The organism is Streptomyces sp. NPDC052721, from assembly GCF_040678315.1.
In the GTDB taxonomy this organism is placed as follows: domain Bacteria; phylum Actinomycetota; class Actinomycetes; order Streptomycetales; family Streptomycetaceae; genus Streptomyces.
On sequence record NZ_JBFATL010000043.1, the window covers coordinates 61400 to 84381 of the forward strand.

General features: G+C 70.3%; 19 protein-coding genes. 11 read left to right on the top strand and 8 right to left on the bottom strand.

Annotation, left to right across the window (positions count from 1 at the left end; all coding sequences use genetic code 11):
* Positions 1–26: 26 nt before the first annotated feature.
* A complete protein-coding gene (locus AB0L21_RS31835; RefSeq protein ID WP_365708514.1) occupies positions 27–722 on the bottom strand; it encodes a glycoside hydrolase family 11 protein in 696 nt (231 codons plus the stop codon).
* A gap of 309 nt (positions 723–1031) precedes the next feature.
* On the opposite strand from AB0L21_RS31835, the gene AB0L21_RS31840 reads away from it, so the two are divergent.
* The gene (locus tag AB0L21_RS31840) at positions 1032–2114 is read left to right on the top strand and encodes an endo-1,4-beta-xylanase (protein WP_365787915.1); all 1083 of its coding nucleotides are present in this window, start codon (positions 1032–1034) and stop codon (positions 2112–2114) included.
* A 684-nt stretch (positions 2115–2798) separates the two neighbouring features.
* On the opposite strand, the gene AB0L21_RS31845 is transcribed toward AB0L21_RS31840, so the two are convergent.
* Complete coding sequence (locus AB0L21_RS31845) at positions 2799–3821, bottom strand: LacI family DNA-binding transcriptional regulator (RefSeq protein WP_365708510.1); 1023 nt, start codon at positions 3819–3821, stop codon at positions 2799–2801.
* A 133-nt stretch (positions 3822–3954) separates the two neighbouring features.
* On the opposite strand from AB0L21_RS31845, the gene AB0L21_RS31850 reads away from it, so the two are divergent.
* Genes AB0L21_RS31850 through AB0L21_RS31865 form a run of 4 tightly spaced genes read left to right on the top strand, consistent with a single transcriptional unit; the run spans position 3955 to position 9419 of the window.
* A complete protein-coding gene (locus tag AB0L21_RS31850; RefSeq protein WP_365787917.1) occupies positions 3955–5259 on the top strand; it encodes an extracellular solute-binding protein in 1305 nt (434 codons plus the stop codon).
* Between the two features lie 7 nt (positions 5260–5266).
* On the top strand, positions 5267–6223 hold the full coding sequence (locus AB0L21_RS31855; protein ID WP_365787918.1) for a sugar ABC transporter permease: 957 nt from the start codon (positions 5267–5269) through the stop codon (positions 6221–6223).
* Positions 6220–7038: a carbohydrate ABC transporter permease gene (locus AB0L21_RS31860; protein ID WP_365708504.1), complete on the top strand. Its 819-nt coding sequence runs from the start codon at positions 6220–6222 to the stop codon at positions 7036–7038. The genes AB0L21_RS31855 and AB0L21_RS31860 overlap by 4 nt, the downstream gene beginning before the upstream one ends.
* The gene (locus tag AB0L21_RS31865) at positions 7035–9419 is read left to right on the top strand and encodes a glycoside hydrolase family 3 N-terminal domain-containing protein (RefSeq protein WP_365787920.1); all 2385 of its coding nucleotides are present in this window, start codon (positions 7035–7037) and stop codon (positions 9417–9419) included. Before AB0L21_RS31860 ends, AB0L21_RS31865 begins: the two co-directional genes overlap by 4 nt.
* Positions 9420–9519: 100 nt before the next feature.
* On the opposite strand, the gene AB0L21_RS31870 is transcribed toward AB0L21_RS31865, so the two are convergent.
* Positions 9520–10887 carry a cellulase family glycosylhydrolase gene (locus AB0L21_RS31870; protein WP_365787922.1) on the bottom strand — a complete coding sequence of 456 codons (1368 nt, stop codon included), beginning with the start codon at positions 10885–10887 and terminating at the stop codon, positions 9520–9522.
* A gap of 97 nt (positions 10888–10984) precedes the next feature.
* Between AB0L21_RS31870 and AB0L21_RS31875 the strand changes: the two genes are divergently transcribed.
* Complete coding sequence (locus AB0L21_RS31875; protein WP_365787924.1) at positions 10985–11971, top strand: aldo/keto reductase; 987 nt, start codon at positions 10985–10987, stop codon at positions 11969–11971.
* A gap of 178 nt (positions 11972–12149) precedes the next feature.
* Here the strand turns inward: AB0L21_RS31875 and AB0L21_RS31880 are convergent, their stop codons facing one another.
* From AB0L21_RS31880 to AB0L21_RS31900, 5 genes are all read right to left on the bottom strand, one after another.
* Positions 12150–14168 carry a beta-galactosidase gene (locus AB0L21_RS31880; protein WP_365787926.1) on the bottom strand — a complete coding sequence of 673 codons (2019 nt, stop codon included), beginning with the start codon at positions 14166–14168 and terminating at the stop codon, positions 12150–12152.
* A 26-nt stretch (positions 14169–14194) separates the two neighbouring features.
* A complete protein-coding gene (locus AB0L21_RS31885) occupies positions 14195–15082 on the bottom strand; it encodes a carbohydrate ABC transporter permease (protein WP_365702011.1) in 888 nt (295 codons plus the stop codon).
* Positions 15079–16059, bottom strand: a complete 981-nt coding sequence (locus AB0L21_RS31890) for a sugar ABC transporter permease (protein WP_365702013.1) — start codon at positions 16057–16059, stop codon at positions 15079–15081. The genes AB0L21_RS31885 and AB0L21_RS31890 overlap by 4 nt, the downstream gene beginning before the upstream one ends.
* 8 nt (positions 16060–16067) lie before the next feature.
* Positions 16068–17381 carry an ABC transporter substrate-binding protein gene (locus AB0L21_RS31895; protein ID WP_365787928.1) on the bottom strand — a complete coding sequence of 438 codons (1314 nt, stop codon included), beginning with the start codon at positions 17379–17381 and terminating at the stop codon, positions 16068–16070.
* A gap of 268 nt (positions 17382–17649) precedes the next feature.
* Positions 17650–18441 carry a GntR family transcriptional regulator gene (locus AB0L21_RS31900; RefSeq protein WP_365702017.1) on the bottom strand — a complete coding sequence of 264 codons (792 nt, stop codon included), beginning with the start codon at positions 18439–18441 and terminating at the stop codon, positions 17650–17652.
* Positions 18442–18617: 176 nt separating this feature from the next.
* On the opposite strand from AB0L21_RS31900, the gene AB0L21_RS31905 reads away from it, so the two are divergent.
* The 5 genes from AB0L21_RS31905 (at position 18618) to AB0L21_RS31925 (ending at position 22895) form a co-directional block, all read left to right on the top strand.
* On the top strand, positions 18618–19637 hold the full coding sequence (locus tag AB0L21_RS31905) for a sugar ABC transporter substrate-binding protein (protein ID WP_365787930.1): 1020 nt from the start codon (positions 18618–18620) through the stop codon (positions 19635–19637).
* Positions 19637–20713 (top strand): ABC transporter permease, encoded by a 1077-nt coding sequence (locus AB0L21_RS31910; RefSeq protein ID WP_365787932.1) that lies wholly within the window; start codon positions 19637–19639, stop codon positions 20711–20713. Before AB0L21_RS31905 ends, AB0L21_RS31910 begins: the two co-directional genes overlap by 1 nt.
* A 3-nt stretch (positions 20714–20716) precedes the next feature.
* Positions 20717–21628 carry an ATP-binding cassette domain-containing protein gene (locus tag AB0L21_RS31915; protein WP_365787934.1) on the top strand — a complete coding sequence of 304 codons (912 nt, stop codon included), beginning with the start codon at positions 20717–20719 and terminating at the stop codon, positions 21626–21628.
* Positions 21629–21630: 2 nt separating this feature from the next.
* Entirely contained in the window at positions 21631–22539 is a 909-nt protein-coding gene (locus tag AB0L21_RS31920) for a sugar phosphate isomerase/epimerase (protein ID WP_365702025.1), read from the top strand.
* Positions 22540–22700: 161 nt separating this feature from the next.
* Positions 22701–22895, top strand: coding sequence for a hypothetical protein (locus tag AB0L21_RS31925; protein WP_365787936.1), 195 nt, complete (start codon positions 22701–22703; stop codon positions 22893–22895).
* Positions 22896–22982: the final 87 nt, after the last annotated feature.

Here is a 22982-nt window from a genome sequence, read left to right on the forward strand (position 1 = left end):
TGGGGGGCGACGGGACGGGGGGAGGGTCAGCCGCTCACCGTGAGGTTGGAGGAGCCGCTGCTCTGGTAGCCCTCGGTGGCGAGGATCATGTAGTAGCTGAAGCTGCCCAGCCGCATGCCGTAGCGGGCCCAGGCGTCGAAGTGGTTGCCGGTGGTGATGGTGCCGCCGGTCCTCTTGGACTGCCGGACGCTCCAGTACTGGTTGAAGGTCTTGGTGCCTTCCACGGAGGGGGCGTTGTACCGCGTCGTCTGGTAGACGTCGTACGTGCCGCCGTCGCTGGTGACCGTGCCCTTGTACGTCCCGGTGGGCCGGTAGGTGCCCCAGTTGTCGACGATGTAGTACTCGACGAGCGGGTTCGAGGTCCATCCGTACAGCGCCAGGTAGCCGTTGCCGGACGGGTTGAAGCTGCCCGAGTACTGCACGTTCCTGCGTCCGCCGTTGCTCCAGCCCTTGCCGGCGACGAAGTTCCCGCAGTTCGTCCACGAGGTGCTGTAGTTGCCGCCGGAGTTCAGGGTCATCGAGACCGACCCGCCGCCGTCGGTCCAGAAGGAGTAGTAGAACCCGTTGTTGGTGCCGGTCTGGTTGGTGGTGATGACCGTGGCGGCGTGGGCGGTGTCGGGCAGCAGCAGCCCGGACGCGGACGTGGCCAGCGCGAGCGCGCCGGCACGGTTGATGAAGCCCCTGCGGCTCATCGGGCGGGAGAGGGCGTGCTCCATGTCCATGGTTCCTCCTGGATGAGTGTGTTGTCATGTTCGCGCCATACGCCAGGCCGGGCCGTCCCCGTGGGAGGGAGGGCTCGATTGCTGGAGAGTATGGGGCGGGTTGAAAGGGCGGTCAATGCGTCCGTTTCCGAAACTTCATCGAAACTTGACGGGCCTTTTCGGGCTGTATAGCCGAAAGTTTCGGAGCGGCTTGAAAGAGTGGCCGAAATGACTGTCGGCACGATGGTTGACGGTGAATTGGCGTCTGTTTAGCGTGGCGCAACGCTCGTCAGGTAGAGCGAAACTTTCGACTACTCAGAGGAGTTGCCCGTGCACCTGCCCCGCTCCCTCGCGGCCGCCGCCTCGGCCTGCTGCCTGGCCCTGCTTGCCCTCGCCGCCGCGAGCCCCGCGAGCGCCTCCGGCACCGCCGTACCGGACCGTCCGCTGCGGCAGCTCGCCGCCGACGACCACCTGCGGGTCGGCACAGCCGTCGACATGTCCGCGCTCACCGACGCCGCCGCCTACCGCCGGCTCGCGGGCTCCGAGTTCTCCACCGTCACCCCGGAGAACGTGATGAAGTGGGAGGCGATCGAGCCCCGCCAAGGGGAGTACGACTACGCCGCCGCCGACCGCCTGGTCGACTTCGCGCGCAAGCACGGACAGAAGGTGCGCGGCCATGTCCTGGTCTGGCACAACCAGTTGCCGTCCTGGCTCACCTCCGGCGACTTCAGCGCCGGCCGGCTGCGCGAGATCCTGCACCGCCACATCACCGACACCGTCCGGCACTTCAAGGGCAGGGTCTGGCAATGGGACGTGGTGAACGAGGCGTTCAACGAGGACGGCACCCTGCGCGACAGCATCTGGCTGCGCGAGCTCGGTCCCGGCTACATCGCCGACGCCTTCCGCTGGGCCCACGAGGCCGACCCGCACGCCCTGCTGTTCTACAACGACTACAACACCGAGTGGACGGGCCCGAAGAGCGACGCCGTCCACGATCTGGTCGGCCGCCTGCGCGATGAGGGCGTTCCCATCGACGGCGTCGGCTTCCAGGGGCACCTCGGCATCCAGTACGGCCTGCCCACCGACATGGCGGCCAACTTCGCCCGCTTCGACAAGCTCGGACTGGCCACCGCCGTGACGGAGGCGGACGTGCGCATGCCACTGCCGGCCGACGCGGGCAAGCTCGCCACACAGGCCGAGGGCTACCGCCTCCTGCTCGACGCCTGCCTGCGCACCCGCCACTGCATCTCGTTCACCGTCTGGGGCTTCACCGACACGTACTCCTGGGTCCCCGGCACCTTCCCCGGCGAGGGCGCCGCGAACCTGTACGACGAGGACTACCGCCCGAAGCCGGCGTACCGCACGCTGCAGTCGGAACTGGCGGGCCGGGCGCGGTCCGGGGGTGCCGAGTAGCAGAGGCACGCCCTTCTGGCAGGGGGTGACCGGTCGGCCGATCACGGCCGGCCGGTCCGCGCGGCTGTGGGCCTACGGCGGACGGCGTGCTGCTTGCCGCCGGCGCCGGCCGGGTCCGCGGGTGCCGGCGGGACGGCTCGCGCTGAACGGGCGTCCTGGCCGGCGTCCGGCAGCCGGGCATGGGCCCTGTCCGCGAGCCGGACGGGGCGCCGCCCGCCTCCTCGACGGCCGCCGGTGGCAGCCGCCGGACGAGGGGAGTGGGTCGGCCGGTTCGACAGCGGCGATGTCCAGCACCATGAGCCGGCCGGCCCCGCTCCGCTGGGGTGGCGCTCATTGCGGAGGGCCGGTCGTCCGGTCCCGCCGCGCCGATGCCCACCGGATGGCGTCGGCCGCCCGACACGGTCCGGAGCGGCTCAAGTCCTGCGTCGTTCAGCGGTGTTCGCGGGCCCCCCGCGACGCGCGAGCGAGCACGGGCAGCCGGCCGGCACCCAGCCGCCGGGGCGAGCGCGCGGGGCCCGAAGGGTCACGGCGATGAGGCCCACATGGCTCCCCGGTCTTCCCCCGCGGCCCGGGCGAGTCGGCCATCGCCCCGCAGTGCAGCGCGGCGTGCTCTTCCGAAACCTGCCGCCGGCCCCTCCGGTCATCTGGGCCCGGGACCGGCAGCCCGCCGCGCCCGGAACCCCTTCAACCCCCCGCAGGCGGTGCCGTGCTCTGGCGTATCACCAGGTGCGTGGCCAGTTCGATGCGCAGGGCCGCCTTCTTGGAACCCGTCGGGCGCAGCAGCATCCGGGCCGCCTCCTCCGCCATGCGCTGCAGCGGCTGCTGCACGGTGGTGAGCGGCGGGCTCGACCAGCGGGCCGGTGGGACGTCGTCGTAGCCCACCACCGACAGGTCCCCGGGCACGCTCAGGCCGAGGACCCGGGCCGCCTCCAGGACGCCCAGCGCCTGCAGGTCGCTCCCGGCGAAGATCGCCGTAGGGCGGTCGGGCCGCCGCAGCAGGTCCATGGCGTGTTCGAAGCCGCCCTGGACGTGGAAGTCGCCGAACCGTACCAGCCCGGGGTCGGGTTCGTGACCGGCCATCGCCATCGCGGAGCGGTATCCGTCCAGCCGGGCCAGCGAGCACATCAGGTCCTCGGGACCGGTGATGATGGCGACGCGTTCGTGTCCCTGGTCGGTGAGATGGCGGGTGGCGGCGACTCCCCCGGCCCAGTTGGCCGAACCGACGGACGGGACGTCGGGGTCGGGGTCGCCCGCCGGGTCCACGATGACGAACGGGATGGCCCGGGACCGCAGTTGCCGCTTCACGTCCTCCGGCACCGTGGAGAAGACCAGCAGCACCCCGAGGGGCCGACGGCGCAGCACGCCCCCGATCCACTCGGGGCCGGGAGCCTGCCGGGTCCCGCTCTCGGTGAGCGCGACGGTCGCGTCGTTCTGCTTGGCGACGTTCTCCACGCCGCGGATGAGTTCCATCGCCCAGACGCTCTCCAGCTCGTGGAAGACGATCTCGATGAGCGGGGCCTGCGGCTGTCCGGGGGTGCGCCGGCGGTAGCCGTGGGCCTCCAGCAGACGTTCGACCCTGGCACGGGTCGCGGGGGACACATCCGAACGGCCGTTGAGGACCTTCGAAACTGTCGGCAGCGAGACGCCGGCCTCTCGTGCCACGGCTGCCAAGGTGACTCTACGACCGACCTGGGCTTCTTCGCGCATGGCCGCAGCATAGGCCACTCGGCCGGATAACGGTTTGGCCGCGTAGGTGCACGACCGTTGACCATTTCTTCTCTCCACTCCTACTGTCCAGCGCATGACTTTCGGGTCCAGAGCCGAAACTTTCGGAAGGCGGATGATCATGCGTACACGGATGCCCCGGGTGCTCGCCTGCGGTGCGACGCTCGCGCTGGCGGCGAGTCTCGCCGCATGCGGGAACGGCAGCGGCGGGGGTTCCTCGAACGACGGCAAGATCCATGTGCTGGTGTACGGGGACGCCAGCAACAAGGTCGAGAAGCAGATCGTCGACACGTTCAACAAGACGTCGAAGGTCAAGGCCGTCCTCGACACCATCCCCGGCGCCGACTACCAGCAGAAGCTGCAGACGATCATCAACACGCCCCAGGCACCGGACATCTTCTTCAACTGGGGCGGCGGCAGCATCCAGCCGTTCGTCAAGGCCGGGCTGCTGATGCCGCTGGACGACTTCGTCAAGAAGGACCCGAACCTCGACGACAAGTTCCTGCCCAGCGTCTACAACAGCGCGGTCGTCGACGGAAAGCCGTACGGCATCCCCATGCGCGGCACGCAGCCGGTGCTGCTGTTCAACAACAAGAACGTGCTCGACAAGGCGGGCGTGAAGCAGCCCCAGACCTGGGACCAGCTGCTCGACGCCGTCAAGAAGCTCAAGTCCGCGGGCGTCACCCCCATCGCCCTCGGCGGCGGCGACCAGTGGCCGACGCTGATGTGGTTCGAGTACGTCTACGACCGTGTGGCCGGCCCGGAGCTGTTCCAGAAGGCCCTGCGCGGCGACAAGGACGCCTGGGCGAGCGCGGACAGCAAGAAGGCGCTCGGCATGCTCAAGGAGCTGGTCGACACCGGCGCCTTCGGCAAGAACTACGACTCGGTGAAGTACACCAACGGCGCCTCGCCCGCGCTCGTGGCCCAGGGCAAGGCCGGCTTCGAGCTGATGGGGTCCTGGTACTACGCGCAGCAGCAGCAGGACGCGAAGGACTTCGCCGCCAAGGGCCTGGGCTACGGCACGTTCCCGACGATCCCCGGCGGCAAGGGTGACCCGACCGACGTCGTCGGCAACACCAACAACTTCTACTCGGTGCTGAAGAAGACCAAGCACCCCGAGGCGGTCGCCGAGTTCCTGAAGCTGATGTACTCCGACGAGTTCGTCAAGGCCCAGATGGCCATCGGCAACCTGCCCACCACCACCAACACCCCGAAGTTCCTCGACAATTCGGCCAGCCCCGCGTACTCCCGCTTCCAGTACGACCTGGTCGCCAAGGCCAAGTCCTTCCAGCTGTCCTGGGACCAGGCCTTCCCGCCGTCGGCCATGACGCCGATCCACCAGGCCGTCCAGCAGTTCTTCAACGGACAGCTCGACGCGGACGGCTTCATCAAGGCCATGCAGGCCCTCCCGACCGAATGAACCGCTCATGACCACACAGCTCACGAGCGCTCCGCCCTCCGCCGTGCCTTCCAAGAAGGCCCGGCGGCGGCCGGAGGACTCCTACACCGCACGCGGCACGCGCCCCGGCTTCGTCTGGGCGCTGCCCGCCACCCTGTTCTTCGCCCTCTTCGCCCTCGCACCGCTGATCATGGTGGCGGTGCTGTCCTTCATGAGCTGGAACGGCCTGGGGTCACCGCAGTTCGTCGGCACGGACAACTGGAAGCGCATCCTCGACGACCCCGTCATGATCAAGAGCATCTGGCTCACCCTGCTGCTCACCGCCCTGGGCGTGGTCATCCAGACCCCGCTGAGCATCGTGCTCGGCGTCTGGGCCGCCGGACACCAGCGCAACCGCGCCGTCCTCTCGGCGATCTACTTCATCCCGCTGCTGCTGTCCTCCACCGCCGTGTCGGTGCTCTGGCGGGCGCTGCTCGACCCGAACTTCGGCATCCCCGCGCGCATGACCTGGCTGTTCGGGGACGGCAACCTGTTCGGTGAGCAGGCCTCGGCCATCGGGGTGCTGGCCTTCGTCAGCACCTGGCAGTTCACGCCGTTCCACACGCTGATCTACCAGGGCGCCGCCCGGGCGATCCCGCCGGTGCTGTACCAGGCGGCGGAGATCGACGGCGCGGGACGCTACCGCCAGTTCTTCCACATCACCCTGCCGCAGCTGCGCAACTCGATCGTCACCTCGATGATCCTGATGATCGTCGGCGGGCTCACCACGTTCGAGACCGTGCTCATCCTCACCCAGGGCGGACCGGGCACCGACACCACGATCAGCGCCTACTACATGTACCAGAAGGCCTTCAAGGGCTTCGACTTCGGCGCCGGCTCGGCCATCGCCCTGTGCCTGGTCGTCGCCGCCACGGTGGTCTCGCTGATCGTCGTCCGCGTCTCCGGCTACGACAAGATGCGCAGCGACATGGAGGGGGTGTCATGAGGCGCCGCCCCAACTACCTGGCCGGAGCGGGCTCGATCGTCTGGCTCGTCCTGGTGGGCCTGCCGCTGTACGTGATGCTCGCCGCGACCCTGCGCTCACGGCAGGACTACGCGAAGAAGGGCCCGCTGTCCTTCCCCGGCGACTTCACCCTCGACAACTACACCGGGGCGTTCGACTCGGGCTTCGGGCAGTACTTCCTCAACACCATCGTCGTCACCGTCTGTGTCGTCGCCGTGGTGCTGCTGCTCGTACCGCCCCTGGCCTACGCGATCGTCCGCAGCCGCAGCCGTGTCACCTCGCAGATCTTCCGGCTGTTCCTGCTGGGTCTCGCCATCCCCGCCCAGGCCGTCATCGTGCCGATGTTCTACCTGATCAGCGAGGCCGGTCTGTACGACAACCTCCTCGGGGTCATCCTGCCCACGGCCGCGTTCTGCCTGCCGATGTCCGCGCTCATCCTCAGCGGCTCCATGCGCGACATCTCCCCGGAGCTGTTCGAGGCCATGACGGTGGACGGAGCGACCCCGCGGCGGATGTTCTTCCAGCTCGTCGTGCCGCTCTCGCGCGGCGGCCTGTCCACGATCGTGGTGTTCTCCGCGCTCCAGGCCTGGAACGGCTTCCTGTTCCCGCTCGTCCTGACCCAGTCCGACTCGACCAAGGTCATCACCCTGGGTCTGTACAACTTCCAGACCGAACACGGCATCGACATCCCCGGCCTGCTGGGAGCCGTGACGCTGTCCATGGTGCCCGTCCTGCTCGTCTACCTGTTCGCCCGACGGGCCCTCGTCCAGGGCCTGATGGGCATGGGAGGAAAGTGACCACCAACGTGGCCGTAGAGACCACCCCCGAGATCCCCCTCTGGAACGACCCGACCCAGAACATCGGCACCCGCGTGTCCGCGCTGATCGACGCGATGACCGTCGAGGAGAAGATCGCCCAGCTGTACGGCGTGTGGGTCGGCGCGTCCGACGAGGGCGGCGAAGTCGCCCCGCACCAGCACGACATGGAGGAGGCCGTCGACCTCGACGCCCTCCTGCCGGCCGGGCTCGGCCAGCTGACCCGCCCCTTCGGCACGGCCCCCGTCGACCCCGCGCTCGGCGCGCTCTCCCTGCTGCGCACCCAGACCCGGATCGCCGCCGCGAACCGCTTCGGCATCCCCGCCCTGGCCCACGAGGAGTGCCTGGCCGGATTCGCCACCTGGGGCGCCACCGCCTACCCCGTCCCGCTGTCCTGGGGAGCCACCTTCGACCCCGCCCTCATCCGCCGGATGGCCGCCGCCATCGGCCGCGACATGCGGTCCGTCGGCGTCCACCAGGGCCTCGCGCCCGTCCTGGACGTGGTGCGGGACGCCCGCTGGGGCCGCGTCGAGGAGACCATCGGAGAGGACCCCTACCTCGTCGGCAGCATCGGCACCGCCTACGTCCAGGGCCTGCAGTCCGCCGGTGTCGTCGCCACCCTGAAGCACTTCGCCGGCTACTCCGCCTCCCGCGCCGGGCGCAACCTCGCCCCCGTCGGCATGGGCCCGCGCGAGCGGGCTGACGTCCTGCTGCCCCCCTTCGAGATGGCCGTGCGCGAAGGCGCGGCCGACTCCGTCATGCACGCCTACACCGACACCGACGGGATGCCCTCGGCGGCCGACGAGGACCTGCTCACCGGGCTGCTCCGGGACACCTGGGGCTTCGAAGGCACGGTCGTCGCCGACTACTTCGGCATCGCGTTCCTCAGCACCCTGCACGGCGTCGCCGGCGACTGGGCGGAGGCGGCGGGCACCGCCCTGCGCGCGGGCGTCGACGTGGAACTGCCCACCGTCAAGACGTTCGGCGCGCCCCTGGCCGAAGCCGTCGCCGCCGGCCGGGTACCGGAGGCGCTGATCGACCGCGCGCTGCGCCGGGTGCTCCTCCAGAAGGCCCGGCTCGGCCTGCTCGACGCGGACTGGAACCCGGTCCCGGCCGCCCTCGGGGGAGCGGACCTGGACGACCCCGACACCCTGCGCGGCACCGTCGACCTGGACACCCCCGAGAACCGGGAACTGGCCCGCACGGTCGCCGAGGAAGCGGTCGTCCTGCTGCGCAACGACGGCACCCTGCCCCTCGGCCGGCCGCGCCGCATCGCCCTGATCGGCCCCAACGCGACCGAGGCCACGGCCGTACTGGGCTGCTACTCCTTCCCCCAGCACGTCGGCGTGCACCACCCGGGGACCCCGCCCGGCATCGACCTGCCCACCCTGGAGGACGCCCTCCGGCGCGAGTTCCCCGACGCGGAGTTCACCGTCGTACACGGCACCCGCGTGGACGACGGTGACGTCCTCGGCATCGCCGAGGCCGTCGACACCGCGCGCCGGGCCGACGTCGTCGTCGCGGCCCTCGGCGACCGCGCGGGCCTCTTCGGCCGCGGCACCAGCGGCGAGGGCTGCGACGCCGAGTCCCTGGCGCTGCCCGGCGCCCAGCAGCGCCTGCTCGACGCGCTGCTCGACACCGGCACACCGGTGGTGACGGTCCTGCTGGCCGGCCGGCCCTACGCCCTCGGCCGCGCCGTGAACGAGGCCGCCGCCATCGTGCAGTCCTTCTTCCCCGGGGTGGAGGGCACCACGGCCATCGCCGGCGTGCTCAGCGGCCGGACCAACCCGTCCGGACGGCTGCCCGTCAGCGTGCCCCGCGGTACCGGCGGCCAGCCCGCCGGCTACCTCGGCGCCCGGCTCGCCCAGGCCAGCGACGTGTCCAACATCGATCCCACGGCGGCCTTCGCGTTCGGACACGGCCTGTCCTACACGTCCTTCGAGTGGGGCGAGCTGACGGTCGACCGGCCGGAGACGGACACGAGCGGCGCGTTCTCCCTCGCCCTCACCGTGCGCAACACGGGGGAGCGGCACGGCACCGAAGTCGTCCAGCTCTATCTGCACGACCCGGTCGCCTCCGTCGTCCAGCCGGTCCAGCGCCTCGTCGGCTACGCCCGGGTCCCGCTCGCCCCGGGCGAGGCCCGCCGGCTGCGGGTCACCGTGCCGGCCGACCTGGCCTCCTTCACCGGCCGCGACGGGCGCCGGGTGGTCGAACCGGGCGAGCTGGAGCTGCGTCTGGCGGCGTCCAGCAGCGACGCCCGGCTGACGGCGACGGTCACCCTGACCGGCCCCGCACGCCAGGTGGACCACACCCGCCGGTTCCACGCGCGCTTCGAGGAGGAGCCGACGCACCCTGCCGTCTGACCCACCCCCGCGGCGGGGGGCGCGGCCCCCCCCCCCCCCCGGCCGCGCCCCCCGCCGGGGCCCCCCCCCCCCCCCCGCGGGGCCCGGGCCCACGGCGCGGTCAGCCCCGCCGCACGGTGACGGCCACCAGGCCGCCCGGGGCGGCCTGAACCCAGGCCCGGCCGGCCGTCCGGCGTACGACGCTCGCGCCGCCGTCGGCCGTGATCCGCCAGGCGCCCGGCGGCAGGGACAGTTCCGTCACCCGGGAGCCGTGCGGCGCCGCGCGGTAGACCAGCCGGTACACGCCCGCCCGGGCGTCGTACGCGGCGAAGCGGACCGTGCCCGCCACGGCCTGCGCGTACGGCTCGGCGGTCAGCTCCTTGTGGGCGCGGAAGGCGCCGGCGCCGTCGACCGCGCAGTACCCGCCGCCGTAGCACCACACATAGCCCGCCCAGCCGGACGCGTAGCGGCCCAGGGAGGCCATCGCGTCCCGGTAGAAGCGGTCCATGTGCGGCAGGGAGCTGTCCGGCGGACCCCACTCGCCGACCACCACCGGGACCCGGTACCGCCTCGGGTACGCGGTGACGGCCCGCTCGTACGCCTCGATCCAGCCGGCCCCGGGGTCGTAGTCGGCGCCCGCCTCCATGGCCGCGTTGTAGAAGTGCGGCGCGTACACGACCCGGGGATCGTGGACGCGGCCGAGGCCGGTCGGTACGCCCTCGCCCACGATCGGGGTCGGCTCCACGAACAGCCAGGCGTCCCGGTCGGCCGAACGGACGGCTTCGGCCAGGCGGTTGTACATCGGCGTCAGCTGCTCGCGTTCGATGCGGCGCGCGGCCGTCGGCAGGTCCTCCCCGGGCTTCGGCTCACCCATCGGCTCGTTGATCAGGTCGTAGCCGAGCACGGCCGGATGGCGGGCGAACCGGGCGGCGAGGGTGCGCCACATCCCGGCCTGGGCGCGCCGCAGGTCCTCGTCCTCGTAGAGATGGGTGAAGGCGCGCTGCACGGCGGGTTCGAAGTACTCGGCGAACCAGTCGTCCGGGCGCGCGGTGAACGGCAGCCCATCCGTCCGGGTCGCCCACTCCGGTATGCCGCGGTGGCCGAAGGCGGGTCCGAAGACGTCCTGGTGGGCGTCGATGACGACCTTCACGTCGTGGCGCCGGGCCCAGTCCAGAACGCGCTCGATCTTCCGCAGGTAACTTTGGCTGTACTGTCCTGGCCGGGGCTCCAGGTCGTCCCAGAAGACCAGCAGCCGGGCGAAGTCGAAGCCCCGGGCGCGCATGTCCCGCAGATGGCGTTCGGTGACGGCGGTCAGGGCCTCCTCGCCCCGGTGCGCCTTGTCCTCGATGTTCCAGCCGCGCAGGGTGAGCACCCGCCCCTGCCGGTCGGTGAGCCGGGGGACGTCCTGCCCCGTCTCCCCGGCGTGGGCGGTGACGGGGGTCAGGAGGGCGGCGAGGACCGCGCCCGCCGTCAGCATCGCTCGCAGCACAGGAAACCTCCGGTGAGCCGGCGTCGAGTTCCTTGACTTCGCGTGCACTTCAAACTGAACACTCCCGTGCTATCAGCCGTGAACGGGAAGGACCAGCATGAAGTACCGCACCATCGGCACCGATCCGGCCACCCGCCGGAAGGTGAGCGTGCTCGCGCTCGGCGCGATGCTGTTCGGGTCGCGCACCGACGAGAAGACCTCCTTCGCCGTCCTCGACCGCTATGTCGAGGCCGGCGGGACCTTCATCGACACCTCCGACAACTACGCCTTCTGGGAGGACGGGGGCCAGGGCGGTCAGAGCGAGGAACTGCTCGGGCGGTGGCGGCGCAGCCGGGGCATCGGCGAGGAGATCGTCATCGCCACCAAGCTCGGCGCCCGGCCCCTCGCCCCCGGCACCAGCTACACCGGCAACGCCGAGGGTCTGTCCGCCAAGGTCATCCGGGAGTCGGCCGAACGCAGCCGGGAACTGCTCGGCGTGGACCGGCTGGACCTGCTCTACGCGCACATAGAGGACCCCGCCGTCCCGCTCGCGGAGACCGTCGAGGGCTTCGCCGCGCTCGTCGCCGAGGGCACTGTCGGCCTGCTCGGCGTCAGCAACCACGCGGTGTGGCGGGTGGAACGGGCCCGCGCCCTCGCTGCGGCGGCGGGACTGCCGGGGTACGAGGTGCTCCAGTACCAGCACAGCTATCTGCGCCCGCGCACGGACGTGCCGAGCGAGCTGTTCCCGGACGGCAGCCTCGGCGGCGCCGACGCCCAGCTCCTGAGCTACCTGCGGGCCGAGCCGGAGCTGACCCTGGTCGCCTACTCACCGCTGCTCACCGGTGCCTACACCCGCGCCGACAAGCCGCTGCCGCCGGACTACGACCACCCCGGCACCCCGGCCCGGCTCACGGTGCTGCGCGAGGTGGCCCGGGAGACCGGGGCGACCGTCAACCAGGTCGTGCTCGCCTGGCAGTCGGGCGGCGAGCTGCCCCTGATCCCGCTCGTCGGCGCCTCCTCGGTGGCCCAGCTCGACGAGAGTCTCGCCGCCGTCGACCTGGAACTCACCGAGGAACAACGCGCCCGGCTGGACGCGGCTCACTGACCGCGCGGCTCGCGTACGACGGCACGGCCCACTTGCGGTGCGGCTTGGGCGCGAGCGCGGGGCTCACTGATCATGCGGCTTGCGCACGACCGCGGGGCTCAGTGGTCGTGCGGCTCCCATACGACCGACGGCTCACTGATCGTGCGGCTTGCGCACGACCCCCGCACGACCGCGGGGCTCACTGACCGCGCGGCTCGCGTACGACGGCCACGTCACCGGGTGCGACGGTGACCGTGCCGGTCGTCTCCTTGCCGGTCAGCAGCTCGAACGAGCCCGGCAGCACCGGGACTTCGGCGCCCTGACCGGTGTGGTCGATGACGAACAGGTAGTCCGCCTCCGGGCCGCGCCGGCGGACCACCTCCACCCCGGGCGGGGCGGTCCGCACCGGCGTCACGCCCGCCTCCTCGCGGACGCGGTCCAGCAGCGCGGCCAGCGTGGCCGGGTCGGGCAGGGTGGCCAGGTACCAGGCGGACCCGGTGCCGTGCGCGAGGCGGGTCACCGCCGGAACCCCGGCCAGAGGCCCGTCGGCGTACGAGGCGACCGCCTCGGCACCCGCGAGCCGCAGCCGCTCCGACCACAGGGAGCCCGTCGCCCCGTCCGGCACGGCACCGCTCAGCGCGACCGGTTCCCCGGGCAGCAGCGGGAACGGCTCGTCGGAACGGACGCCCAGCACCTCCCGGAACGCTCCTGGGTAACCACCCAGCCGGGCATGGCAGTTCTCGTCCACCGCCCCGCTGTGGAAGCCGACCGCCAGGGTGCCGCCGCCCGCGGCGTACGACGTGAGGTTCGCCGCGCCCGCCTCGTCGACCAGGTACAGGTTCGGGGCCAGCACCAGCCGGTAGCCGGTCAGGTCCGCGTCCGGCCGGACGAAGTCCACGGCCACGCCCGACCGCCACAGCGGCTCGTACCAGGCCCGGACCAGGTCCAGGTAGCACAGCTCGCCGCTGGGCTGGGAGGGGAGTTCCAGGGCCCAGCGGGCGTTCCAGTCCCAGACGATCGCGACCTCGGCGGTGCCGGTGCTGCCGCGCACCTCGGCCAGCGCCTTCAGGTCGGCGCCGAGCCGGACCACGTCCCGCCAGATCTGGCTGTCCGTCCCGGCGTGCGGCACCATCGCCGAGTGCCACTGCTCGGCACCCGCCTTGGACTGCCGCCACTGGAAGTACGCGATGCCGTCCGCGCCGCGCGCCACGTGGGCGAGCGCGTCCCGGCGCAACTGACCGGGGTCCTTCGCTCGGTTGACGGGCTGCCAGTTGACCGCGCCGGTCGAGTGCTCCATCAGCAGCCACGGGCCGTCCGCGAGCGAGCGCGTCAGGTCGCCGCTGAGCGCGATGTCGATCTGCGGCTCGGGGTCGGTGGACCGGAGGTAGTGGTCGTTGGAGACGATGTCCAGCTCGGGGGCCCAGCGCCAGTAGTCCAGGGCGTCGAAGCTGAAGTTCACCATGAAGTTGGTGGTGGCCGGGACCGTGGGCGCCGCCGCCCGGAGCACGTCCCGTTCCGCCGTGTACAGCGACAGCAGCTCGTCGGAGCAGAACCGCCGCCAGTCCAGCCGGTGCGTCGGGTTGGACACGGCGCCGGTGGCGCGCGGCGGCAGGATCTCGTCCCAGTCGTAGTACCACTGGGACCAGAACGCGGTGCCCCAGGCGTGGTTGAGGGCCGCCAGATCGTCGCCGTACCGGTCGCGCAGCCAGCGCCGGAAGGCCGCCGCGCTGGTGTCGCAGTAGCAGGCCGCGTTGTGGCAGCCGTACTCGTTGTGCACGTGCCACATGCGGACCGCCGGGTGGTCCGCGTACCGCTCGGCGAGCGCGCCCGCGATGCGCAGCGCGGCCTGCCGGTAGGCGGGGCTGGACGGGCAGAACGTCTGGCGGCTGCCGTAGGAGAGGGTACGGCCGTCCCGGTCGGCGGGCAGTGCTTCCGGGTGGGCCCGGAAGAACCAGGCCGGCGGCGCCGCCGTGGGCGTGGCGAGGTCGGCGGCGATGCCGTTCTCGTGCAGCAGGTCCAGGATCTTGTCCATGCGCGAGAAGTCGTACACGCCCTCGGACGGCTCCAGCAGGGCCCACGAGAAGATGCCGACGCTGACCAGGTTCACCCCGGCCTCGCGCATCAGGCGCATGTCCTCGGCCCACACCTCCTCGGGCCACTGCTCGGGGTTGTAGTCGCCGCCGTAGGCGATGCCGGGGACGGACAGAGTGCGCTTCACGGTGGTCTCTTTCAAGTGCGGGCCCCTCAGCCCTTGTTGGAGCCCAGGGTCAGGCCGCTGACGAACTGGCGCTGGAGCACGAAGTACACGATCAGGGTGGGGATCGCGGTCAGCAGCGCGCCGGCGGCGACCAGGTTGGGGTCGGTGAAGTACTGCCCGGAGAGGTTGTTCAGCGCCGAGGTGATCGGCATGTTCTCACCGGTGGAGATCAGCACGAGGGCCCAGAAGAAGTCGTTGTAGATCCAGATGGACAGCAGCGTCGCCAGGGCCGCCATCGCCGGCTTGCACAGCGGCAGCGTGATCTGCCAGTACAGCCGCCACACCGAGGCGCCGTCGACCAGCGCGGCCTCGGTCAGCTCGTGCGGCAGCGAGCGCATGTAGTTGCTCAGCACGAACGCGCAGAAGCCGGACTGGAACGCCACGTGGATCAGGACGAGGCCGAGCGCGGAGTCGTACAGCTTGCCGCTCGCGGTGATGCCCGGCAGGTCGGTGAGCAGGTACAGCCGGTACAGCGGGGTGATGATGACCTGCTGCGGCAGCAGGTTGCCCGCCGTGAAGACGAGCAGCAGCGCCAGGTTGAGCCGGAAGTCGAAGCGGCTGACGTAGAAGGCGACCATCGACGACAGGAACAGCGTCAGCAGTACGGCCGGCACCGCGATGATGAGCGTGTTGCCGAAGTAGTGGAGCATGTCCGACTGCTGGAACGCGTTTTTGAAGTTGTCGAAGTTCAGCGTGTCCGGCCAGGAGACGTATCCCTTGGCGCTGGTCTCGCTGTAGGGGCGCAGGGCCGAGAAGACCGCCCAGAGCAGGGGCGCCAGCCAGGCGAGGGCGGTGCCCGCGAGGAAGACGTGCAGCAGGATCCGGGCCGGCCGGATCGGGGTACGCCGCTTTCCCAGGGCGCTCACGGTGCTCATGCGCGCCGCTCCTTCCGGAAGGTGGCGATCAGGTACGGGATGATGACGGCGAGGGAGATCACCAGCAGGACGACGGCGATGGCGGAGCCGTATCCGATGCGGCTGGACTCGCCGATGATGTTGTTGGTGACCAGGATCGACAGCAACTCGGTGCCCTGGGCGCCCTTGTTGAAGACGAAGACCAGGTCGAAGGCGCGCAGTGCCTCGATGATGGTGACGACGAGGACGACCGTGTTGGTCGGGCGCAGGGTCGGGAAGATGACGTTCTTGAACGTCTGCCACTCGCCCGCGCCGTCCAGCGCGGACGCCTCCCTGAGCGACGGGTCGACGCTCTTCAGGCCGGCCAGGTAGAGGATCATCATGTAGCCGGCGTGCCGCCAGGACGCGGCGATCAGGACGGCCCACAGGTTGAGGTCGGGGTCGCCGATCCAGTCGATGTAGTGGCCCGGCTCGTTGGCGCCGATGATGCTGTTGATCAGGCCCGTGTCCGGGTTGTAGACCAGCTGCCAGACGAAGCCGATGCACGCCATCGAGATGACGACGGGCAGGAAGTACGCGGTCTGGTAGACCCGGCTGAACCGGATCCGTTTGTCGAGCTGAACGGCGAGGAACAGGCCGAACGGCGTCGGGATCAGGATCAGTACGACGAACCAGACGACGTTGTGCTGGACGGCCGGCCAGAACTGCGGGTTGTCGGTGAAGAGCTGCTTGAAGTTGTCCAGGCCGACCCACTTGATCGAGTCGAACCCGATGCCGTCCCAGGTGGTGAAGGCGAGGAGGATCGAGGCGAGGGCGGTGACCCAGACGAGGATCACGTGCAGGACGGTGGGCACGCCCGCCATGAGGGCGAGCGTGATCCGGTCACGGCGGGTCAGCAGGCGACGGTGTCCCTGCGAGACCCGCTTCTTCGCGGGCGCGGCCCCCGGAGCCGGCACGGCCGCCGGCTCCGGGGTCTTCGTCGTCGTGTCGGTGGTCATCGGGGCGCTCACGAGGACGTGAAGATGGTCTTCTTCTGGCGCTCGATGGACGACAGCAGGCTGTCCACGCCCTTGGGGTTCTGGAGGAACTTCTGCAGGCCCGGCTGCATCACCGTGGAGGTGAAGTCGGGGCGGCTGTCGCGGTCCATGAACTGGGTGAGGCTCTTGGCGCTGCCGATCATCTCGAACGCCTTCTTCTGCAGCGGCGAGTAGGAGGAGGTGTCGGCCTTGCTGGAGGCGGCGACCACGCTCGGGTCGGTCTTCAGGTACAGCTCCTCGGCCGCCGGGCTGCCCAGGTACTCCAGGAGCTTGACGACACCCGCGTGGTTCTTCGGGGACTTGCTGACCATGAAGCCGTCGGTCGGGGCCTCGACGGTGTCCTGGCCGTACGCGGAGTTGATCTCCGGGAAGGCGAAGAAGTCGAGGTCGTCCAGGTCGGCCTTGTCGGTGAACTGCTGGGCCACGAACGAGCCGAGGAGGTACATGCCGGCCTTCTTCGCGACCAGGCTCTGCGCGGCGTCCTGCCAGGTGCGGCCCATGAAGCCGTCCTGGTGGTAGGGGAGGATCTCGGCCCAGTGGTCGAAGACGTCCTTCACCTTGGCGTCGGTCCAGGCCGCCTTGCCGGCCATCAGCTCGACGTGGAAGTCGTAGCCGTTCAGGCGGAAGTTGATCTGGTCGAAGGTGCCCATCGCCGGCCAGGCGTCCTTGTCGCCGAAGGCGATCGGGACCAGGCCGTCCTTCTTCATCTGCTTGCACAGGGCGACGAAGTCGTCCCAGGTGGTGGGGACCTTGTAGCCGTGCTGCCGGAAGACGCTCTTGCGGTAGAAGACCGCCCAGGGGTAGGTGGTCAGCGGCACGAAGTAGTACTTGCCGTCCTCGCCCTTGCTGAGCTTCTTCATCGCCTCGGGGAAGTTGTCCCCGATCTTCGCCCACACGTCGTCGATCGGCGAGGCCAGCTTCTTCGCCGCGAAGAACTGCATGCGGTATCCGGCGAACCAGTTGAACACGTCGTCCGGCGTGCCCTGCAGATACGAGTTGATCTGCTCCTGGAAGGTGTTGTGGTCCTTGGTGTTCACATCGACGGTGAGGCCGGACTGCTTCTTGAAGGCCGCGTAGACGCTCTCGAAGGCCTTCTTGGGCACCGCGTCCGAGGCGTTCGAGCCCAGGGTGACGGTCTTCGGGTCGGATCCGGAACCGCTGCCTCCGCAGGCGGACAGCAGGGGTATGCCGGCGCCCGCGAGCAGGGCGGCACCGCCGGCCCCGCGCAGCAGGGAACGGCGGCTGGGACCCGGGACGGAGAGACCGGAAGGGGAGAGGCGCATGGCGGCTCCTGAAGGAATACAGGGTTCGGCCAAGGGGATGAGTTGATCACCGAAAGGTTCGAAACCGCTCAGAAACCAACTCGACCGAACATCGTGGGCGTAATAACAGCCCCATGTCCGCTCATGCGTCAATAGCTCCGGTCGCACTGGGGTGTCTCTTGCCCGAAACGTAATCGTCACCGTCACCTGCACCGTTGACGACGGCGGGACGGAACGGCCCCCTCGGCCCGGGCGGCCGAGGGGGCTGTGTGAAACAGATCGTTCCGTTTCAGCTTCTGACCAGCAGTTGGAAGTCGAACGCGTACCGGGACGCCCGGTAGACATGGCTGCCGTGCTCCACCGGCCGGCCCGCGTCGTCGTAGGCGGTGCGCCGCATGGTCAGCAGGGCCGCGCCCTCGGGCTCCTCCAGCAGGGCGCCCTCCTCGGCGCTCGCGGCGCGTGCGCCGATGGACTGGCGGGCGCTGTGCAGGACGATGCCCGCGCAGCGCAGCATCCGGTACAGGCCCGTGGACTCCAGCCGCTCGGTGCCGAGTTCCAGCAGGGACGCGGGCAGGTGGTTGCGCAGGAACGCCACCGGCCGGCCGTGTGTGCGGCGCAGCCGCTCCAGTACGACGACCTCGGCGCCCTCCGGCAGGCCCAGGGCGGCGGCCACGTCGGGGGGCGCCGGGATCCGCTCGTTGCGCAGCACCCGGGTGGTCGGGCCCTGTCCGGCCGACTCCAGGTCGTCGTAGAGGCTGCTGAGTTCCAGCGAGCGTTTGACCTGGCTGTGCACCACCTGCGTACCGACCCCGCGGCGGCGTACCAGCAGCCCCTTGTCGACCAGGGACTGGATCGCCTGGCGGACGGTCGGCCGGGACAGTCCGAGCCGCGCCGACAGGTCGACCTCGTTGCCGAGCAGGTTCCCCGGCACCAGGACGCCGCGCTCGATGGCCGCCTCCAGCTGCTGGGCGAGCTGGTGGTACAACGGCACCGGGCTCGACCGGTCCAGGGCGAAGGTCACGGGATCCAGCGTGCGATCACCCGGTGCCGTTCGCTGCGGGGTGCGGTGTACTGGGCTCATGCCTGTCAGGTGTAGGTCCCGGCGCCGAGGGTGTCAATGCTTTGTACTTACATTCAGACCTGCTCGTGAAATGATGTCTTAACAAAGTATTGACAGCGGGCTCGACAGAGGCTTGTATCCCGTCCCAACGCAACAGCGTCCTTGCCCCGTCGCACGCACAGTGAGGTGCAGGAAAGATGGACCGCTCTTCTCGACCCCGCTCCCGCGGACTGGCCCCCCTCGTGGCGATGGCCGCCGCGGCAGCCCTCACCCTCGCCGGCTGCTCCAGCGGTTCCGGCGGCAAGAAGGCCGAGGAGGAAGCGGCGAACGCCTCCGCGGGCAAGGCCGACACCCCCCGCATGACCGTCGCCCTGGTCACCCACCAGGCGCCCGGCGACACCTTCTGGGACACCGTCCGCAAGGGCGCGGAGGCCGCGGCGGCCAAGGACAACATCAAGCTGATCTACTCCGCCGACCCCAACGCGGGCAACCAGGCCACCTACGTGCAGAACGCGATCGACCAGAAGGTCGACGGCATCGCGGTCACCCTGGCCAAGCCCGACGCGATGAAGGGTGCCATCGCCAAGGCCGAGCAGGCCGGCATCCCGGTGGTCGGCCTCAACTCCGGACTGAGCGACTGGAAGAAGCTCGGCCTGCTGGAGTTCTTCGGGCAGGACGAGAGCGTGGCGGGCGAGGCGTTCGGCGGCAAGCTCAACACCACCGGCGCGAAGAAGATCGTCTGCGTGATCCAGGAACAGGGCAACGTGGGCCTCACCCAGCGCTGCGACGGCGTGAAGAAGACGTTCAAGGGCACCACTGAGACCCTGTACGTGAACGGCACCGACATGCCGTCCGTGAAGTCGACCATCACGGCCAAGCTGAAGCAGGACAAGTCCGTCGACACCGTCGTCACCCTCGGCGCCCCCTTCGCCCTGACCGCGGTGCAGTCGGTGGGCGACGCGGGCAGCAAGGCGAAGGTGGCCACCTTCGACCTCAACAAGGACCTGGTCAAGGCGGTGCAGAAGGGCACCATCGAGTTCGCCGTCGACCAGCAGCCCTACCTCCAGGGCTACCTGGCGGTCGACTCGCTGTGGCTCTACAAGAACAACGGCAACTACAGCGGCGGCGGTGAGCAGGCCGTGCTCACCGGCCCGGCCTTCGTGGACAAGTCCAACGTCGACAAGGTCGCCGGGTTCGCCGCGAAGGGCACCCGGTGATGAGCATGGCCCAGCAGGCTGAGCCGGCGGTCGGCAGGCCGCCGGCATCCGGCCCGAAGCAGACCGACGGCCGTACCGCCCGGCGCCCGCTGCCCCTGAGGCTGCTGGCCCGGCCCGAGGTGGGTGTCTTCCTCGGCGCCGTCGCCGTCCTGGTCTTCTTCCTGATCACGGCGCCGCCGGTGCGCGACGGCAGCTCGATGGCGAACATCCTGTACCAGTCCTCGACCATCGGCATCATGGCCCTCCCGGTGGCCCTGCTGATGATCGGCGGGGAGTTCGACCTCTCCTCCGGCGTCGCCGTGATCTCCTCGGCGCTCACCGCGAGCATGCTCAGCTACCAGCTGACCCTGAACGTGTGGACCGGCGTGATCGTCGCCCTGATCGTGTCCCTCGCGATCGGCGCCTTCAACGGCTGGATGGTGGTGAAGACCGGGCTGCCCAGCTTCCTGGTCACCCTCGGCACCTTCCTGATCCTCCAGGGTGCCAACCTCGCCGTCACCAAGCTGGTCACCGGCAACGTCGCCACCGACGACATCAGTGACATGGACGGCTTCGACCAGGCCAGGAAGGTCTTCGCCTCCTCCTTCGACGTGGGCGGGGTCCAGGTGAAGATCACCGTGGTCTGGTGGCTGGTCTTCGCGGCCCTCGCGACCTGGGTGCTGCTGCGTACCAAGTACGGCAACTGGATCTTCGCCGTCGGCGGCAACAAGGACAGCGCCCGCGCGGTCGGCGTCCCGGTGAGGTTCACCAAGATCACCCTGTTCATGCTGGTCGGCTTCGGCGCCTGGTTCGTCGGCATGCACAACCTGTTCTCGTTCAACACCGTGCAGTCCGGCGAGGGCGTCGGCCAGGAGCTGATCTACATCGCCGCGGCCGTCATCGGCGGCTGCCTGCTCACCGGCGGCTACGGCTCCGCGATCGGCCCGGTCTTCGGCGCCTTCATGTTCGGCATGGTGCAGCAGGGCATCGTCTACGCCGGCTGGAACCCCGACTGGTTCAAGGCCTTCCTCGGCGTGATGCTCCTCGGCGCCGTCCTGATCAATCTGTGGGTCCAGCGCACGGCGACCCGGAGGTAAGCGATGACCGACAACACCACCGGAACCCATGGCGCCGTCCTCCAGGACAGCGTTCCCGCCCCGGACGGGCCCCTGGTCGAACTGCGCGGCGCCGGCAAGTCCTACGGCAACATCCGCGCCCTGCACGGCGTCGACCTGAAGGTCCACGCCGGCCGGGTGACCTGCGTGCTCGGCGACAACGGCGCCGGCAAGTCCACCCTCATCAAGATCATCTCGGGGCTGCACCAGCACACCGAGGGCGAGTTCCTCGTCGACGATCAGCCGGTGCGGTTCACCACCCCGCGCGAGGCCCTGGACCGGGGCATCGCCACCGTCTACCAGGACCTCGCCACCGTCCCGCTGATGCCGGTGTGGCGGAACTTCTTCCTCGGCTCCGAGATGACCAAGGGCCCCTGGCCGCTGCGCCGTCTGGACATCGCCCGCATGAAGGAGACCGCCGACCACGAACTGCGCAACATGGGCATCGTCCTGGACGACCTGGAACAGCCCATCGGCACCCTCTCCGGCGGCCAGCGCCAGTGCGTGGCCATCGCCCGCGCCGTCTACTTCGGCGCCCGCGTCCTCATCCTCGACGAGCCCACCGCCGCCCTCGGCGTCAAGCAGTCCGGTGTGGTGCTGAAGTACATCGCCGCCGCCCGCGACCGCGGCCTCGGCGTCATCTTCATCACCCACAACCCCCACCACGCCTACATGGTCGGCGACCACTTCGGCGTCCTGCGCCTCGGCACCCTGGAGCTGAGCGCCGAACGCAGCGAGATCGGCCTCGAAGAGCTGACCAACCACATGGCCGGCGGCGCCGAACTCGCCGCGCTCAAGCACGAGCTGGCCCAGGTGCGCGGCGTCGACGTGGAGGAGCTGCCCGAGGAGGGCGACCTCAGCGCACCCGTCGCGACCTCCCCGGAAGGAACCCCCTGATCATGGCGCACCCCACCCCGCTCGACCGCATCCGGGTCGGCTCGGCCCCCGACTCCTGGGGCGTCTGGTTCCCCGACGACCCCCAGCAGGTGCCCTGGGAACGCTTCCTCGACGAGGTCGCCGAGGCCGGATACGACTGGATCGAACTCGGCCCCTACGGCTACCTCCCCACCGACCCCGCGCGGCTCACCGACGAGGTGGCCAAGCGGAACCTGAAGGTCTCGGCGGGCACGGTCTTCACCGGCATGCACCGCGGCCCCGCCGTCTGGGAGGAGACCTGGGCGCACGTCAGCCAGGTCGCCGCGCTCACCCAGGCGATGGGCGCCCGGCACCTGGTCGTCATCCCCTCCTTCTGGCGGGACGACAAGACCGCCGAGATCCTCGAGCCGCCCGAGCTGAGTGCCGAACAGTGGGCGCACCTGACGAAGGGCATGGAACGGCTCGGCCACGAGGTCAAGGAGACCTACGGCCTGGACATCGTCGTGCACCCGCACGCCGACACCCACATCGACACCGAGGAACACGTCGAGCGCTTCCTGGACTCGACCGACAGCGAGCTGGTCAACCTCTGCCTGGACACCGGGCACTACGCCTACTGCGGCGGGGACAGCGTCAAGCTGATCGAGACCTACGGCGAGCGCATCGGGTACCTGCACCTCAAGCAGGTCGACCCGGACATCCTCGCCGAGGTGGTCGCGGGCGGGGTGCCGTTCGGGCCGGCCGTGCAGCGCGGGGTGATGTGCGAACCGCCCTCCGGGGTCCCGGAGCTGGGACCGGTGCTGGAGGCGGCACAGAAGCTGGGCGTGGAGCTGTTCGCCATCGTCGAGCAGGACATGTACCCGTGCGAGCCGGACAAGCCGCTGCCGATCGCGGTACGCACCCGGCGCTTCCTGCGGTCCTGCGGGGCCTGAGGGCCGGGTGGTCCCCCTGGAACCGGGCCGCGGTGCCGACGACCGCGGCCCGGTTCCTGCGCTGTCCCGGGGGATTCGGCCACCGGGCGGCCGGGAACCAACGGGGTCACGCGGGCGTTGTGACCGACAACGGGGAACGCCCGCGCGGACGGGAGGACGAGATGACACACCGTACGGACGCTCGCACCACATCCCAGGACCCGGCCGACGCCGTGGCCCGGCGCCGCGACCGCTTCGGCACGCTGCCGGAGCGGATACGCCCGCAGGACACGGTGGAGACGAAGCCGGCGACGGTGCCGGACCCGGCGCGGGACACCTACAACCCGGACGAGTGGCTGATCCGGTACTGCGGCTGACCGACACGCCGACGGCGCCGGGCCCCTGCCCGGCGCCGGCGGCGGGTCGGGCCGGCCCCCCCCCCCGCCCCGCGCCGGACCCGCCCG

Bases quoted from the DNA above. Each gene is read 5' to 3' on its own strand.
- AB0L21_RS31920 (WP_365702025.1), top strand. From the start codon at position 21,631: ATGGCGCACCCCACCCCGCTCGACCGCATCCGGGTCGGCTCGGCCCCC.
- AB0L21_RS31885 (WP_365702011.1), bottom strand. From the start codon at position 15,082: ATGAGCACCGTGAGCGCCCTGGGAAAGCGGCGTACCCCGATCCGGCCG.
- AB0L21_RS31860 (WP_365708504.1), top strand. From the start codon at position 6,220: ATGAGGCGCCGCCCCAACTACCTGGCCGGAGCGGGCTCGATCGTCTGG.
- AB0L21_RS31905 (WP_365787930.1), top strand. From the start codon at position 18,618: ATGGACCGCTCTTCTCGACCCCGCTCCCGCGGACTGGCCCCCCTCGTG.
- AB0L21_RS31850 (WP_365787917.1), top strand. From the start codon at position 3,955: ATGATCATGCGTACACGGATGCCCCGGGTGCTCGCCTGCGGTGCGACG.
- AB0L21_RS31890 (WP_365702013.1), bottom strand. From the start codon at position 16,059: ATGACCACCGACACGACGACGAAGACCCCGGAGCCGGCGGCCGTGCCG.
- AB0L21_RS31915 (WP_365787934.1), top strand. From the start codon at position 20,717: ATGACCGACAACACCACCGGAACCCATGGCGCCGTCCTCCAGGACAGC.
- AB0L21_RS31875 (WP_365787924.1), top strand. From the start codon at position 10,985: ATGAAGTACCGCACCATCGGCACCGATCCGGCCACCCGCCGGAAGGTG.
- AB0L21_RS31845 (WP_365708510.1), bottom strand. From the start codon at position 3,821: ATGCGCGAAGAAGCCCAGGTCGGTCGTAGAGTCACCTTGGCAGCCGTG.
- AB0L21_RS31900 (WP_365702017.1), bottom strand. From the start codon at position 18,441: ATGAGCCCAGTACACCGCACCCCGCAGCGAACGGCACCGGGTGATCGC.
- AB0L21_RS31855 (WP_365787918.1), top strand. From the start codon at position 5,267: ATGACCACACAGCTCACGAGCGCTCCGCCCTCCGCCGTGCCTTCCAAG.
- AB0L21_RS31895 (WP_365787928.1), bottom strand. From the start codon at position 17,381: ATGCGCCTCTCCCCTTCCGGTCTCTCCGTCCCGGGTCCCAGCCGCCGT.
- AB0L21_RS31910 (WP_365787932.1), top strand. From the start codon at position 19,637: ATGAGCATGGCCCAGCAGGCTGAGCCGGCGGTCGGCAGGCCGCCGGCA.
- AB0L21_RS31925 (WP_365787936.1), top strand. From the start codon at position 22,701: ATGACACACCGTACGGACGCTCGCACCACATCCCAGGACCCGGCCGAC.
- AB0L21_RS31835 (WP_365708514.1), bottom strand. From the start codon at position 722: ATGGACATGGAGCACGCCCTCTCCCGCCCGATGAGCCGCAGGGGCTTC.